This window comes from Lysinibacillus telephonicus (assembly GCF_003966145.1).
GTDB lineage: Bacteria > Bacillota > Bacilli > Bacillales_A > Planococcaceae > Ureibacillus > Ureibacillus telephonicus.
In genome coordinates, this window is sequence record NZ_RXNR01000132.1 from 1 (window position 1) to 2,537 (window position 2,537).

General features: G+C 30.4%; 3 protein-coding genes. All 3 read left to right on the forward strand.

What is annotated here, in order from left to right; genetic code table 11:
• The first annotated feature begins 255 nt into the window (after nt 1–255).
• The 3 genes from EKG35_RS20420 to ant(6) all read left to right on the forward strand — a co-directional run bounded on the left by EKG35_RS20420 (nt 256) and on the right by ant(6) (nt 2,288).
• On the forward strand, nt 256–813 hold the full coding sequence (locus EKG35_RS20420; protein WP_221766346.1) for a hypothetical protein: 558 nt from the start codon (nt 256–258) through the stop codon (nt 811–813).
• Between the two features lie 192 nt (nt 814–1,005).
• On the forward strand, nt 1,006–1,236 hold the full coding sequence (locus EKG35_RS20425) for a hypothetical protein (protein WP_126296386.1): 231 nt from the start codon (nt 1,006–1,008) through the stop codon (nt 1,234–1,236).
• A gap of 191 nt (nt 1,237–1,427) precedes the next feature.
• On the forward strand, nt 1,428–2,288 hold the full coding sequence (gene ant(6), locus EKG35_RS20430) for an aminoglycoside 6-adenylyltransferase (protein ID WP_126296387.1): 861 nt from the start codon (nt 1,428–1,430) through the stop codon (nt 2,286–2,288).
• Nucleotides 2,289–2,537: the final 249 nt, after the last annotated feature.

The window sequence follows — 2,537 nt, forward strand, 5'->3', positions numbered from 1 at the left end:
TTTCTTTTCCAATGAAATCACCTCTATACGCTCCTAACTCTATGAAGTTAGGATTATTTTCATATAAAAGTGGCTCACTTTTCAACTGCGATGGTGGCTCAGTTTTAGCTTATCAAATACACAGAAGGAAAAAATGAACAAGAAGCTATTAATATTGCTATTGAGCGTTTCGGTGGAGAACAAGAAATACGTTCGATTGTAGGCCAACTGTTTAAAGCACAAAAAACATTCGCTAAATGGGTACTTTACCTTTCAATGGCTATAATTCTTTTTACTGTATTTGCATTTGGGTTTATATGGTCATATGAAGAAGAAAATGCCAATGAAAATTCCATTGTGGCTACACAGATTTCAGAGATATTAAATGATAAAAACAATATTACTGAAGAAATGGAAAAAGAAATAAGTAGTTTAATAAAAGATACTGACCAAATCTCGAAGATTGAAATTTACAATGTAAGCGATGTGGATAATGTTAATCAGGTAATTGATTATGTTAGTGATACAAAGCCAGATTATCGATATGAACAAAAAGTGTGGAATCCTAAATGGCTCCAAGCCGATTTTTTCCCTTATGCAAACTGGGATAAAAAATGGTACGTTGGAATGGAAACGAGACAAATTAGTGATTGGATGGCAATAATTTTGTTTTCAGGCATTGCAATTTATATAACCTTGTTCACTATTTGGGCAACAATTAATTCGTATCATCATAGACGATTAAATATTGGTTGGATAATTGCCTTTACTTTGTTAAATGTTATAGGTTATTTGATTTATGTATTAGTAGGGAAAAGGAAAATAGCTGCTTAGTAATAGCAGGTAAAGGAATAGGAATAATGTTGTTGCTGCTTTTTATTGAACAAATAGGGGCTTTTGTTCAATAAATGGGTGAGATAGTGAAGGAGCGTGGTTAAAATTATAGCTTCCTTATCCGTAGTTCTTATAATTTTTTTTATAATGGCTTTCATTCTTACTTTTAAACGTTCTTGGATACTTAATTTTATGATATGGAGCATGTACTTAGCGATAATTTTCATACCTATATTCACTGCCGCTGGTTCATTCACTTATAGAGACATAACACATGATGGATTTGCAGGAATTGGATTTCTATTTTTATTCATACCTCTTGAAATAATTGCAATCCTTATGTTTATTATTGGCTGTATAGGAGGTATTAAGAAAAGAAAGATAAAAAAACAAAATGAAAATCTATATGATGTTCCGTTATAAATTGAATTACTTAATTAAGATTGATTTGACTATAATTTTTATGTTGTTAAACTAATGAGATTATTTTTAAGTATTTCACTAAAGGACGCTTTCCTCCAATTAGGAAAGTGTTTTTTCATTAAGGGTTAGTTGAGGGAATAAATTATTGTGAAAATAACGATAGTTAATAGGTATTGGGAAGGGTGATTAAAATGCGTAAAGAAAATGAGATGATAAACCTTTTTAAAAATATTGTTATGAATGATGATAGGATTAGATTATTTGTACTTGAGGGTTCTAGAACAAACAAAAATATTCCGAAAGATGATTTTCAGGACTATGACATTTCCTTTTTTGTAACAGATATAGAAAGTTATAAGAAAGATGATCATTGGCTTGATGTGTTTGGTGACCTAATTTTTATGCAAAAACCAGAAGATATGGAGTTATTCCCATCAGACTTAGGAAATTGGTTCAGCTATATAATGTATTTCAATGATGGTATTAAGATTGATTTGACTTTGATTCCCTTAAATGAAATAGACTATTATTTATCAGATTCAGACGGCTTAGTAGAAGTATTGATTGATAAAGATAACATGATCAGTAAAAAAATTATTCCAAGTGACGAGAAGTATTGGATTAAAAAACCATCTGAGCGACAGTTCGATGATTGCTGTAATGAGTTTTGGAGTGTATCAACTTATGTTGCAAAAGGCTTATTCAGAAAAGAGTTTTTCTATGCAATGGATCACTTTAATCAGATTCTTCGCCCTGAACTTTTACGAATGATATCATGGGAAGTTGGTATAAGAGAAGGATTTGATTTTAGTGTAGGGAAGAACTATAAATTTATTGGCAATTATCTTCCTGAAGCAGAGTTGAAAAAATTAATTAATACCTTTTCTCAATTCGGGTATAAAGAATCTTGGGAATCCTTTGAGTTATGTTGCAAATTATTTAGAACCTATTCCAAAAAAGTTGCATCTGCATTAGGTTATAAATACCCCGAGTATGATGAGAAAATGACGAATTTCGTTCAAAATATTTATAGTAATCTAAGTGGAAAATAAGCTTTTGTAATACAAACTTTTTACTCTACATTAGGCGTATTTCTTTAATAAGTAGCACTTAAGAAACTTTTGTTATGTGATATACGTAGTAATAATTAACATATATGGAGGGGGGCAGATTTACATTGTATAAATGCTAATTTAAATATGTACACTCTCGCTTGAATAAATATGTACAAAAATGCTCCTTCATTTCATACTAATACTGAGGTGTTAGTATGCATATTCAACTAGATATAGAGACGGAAT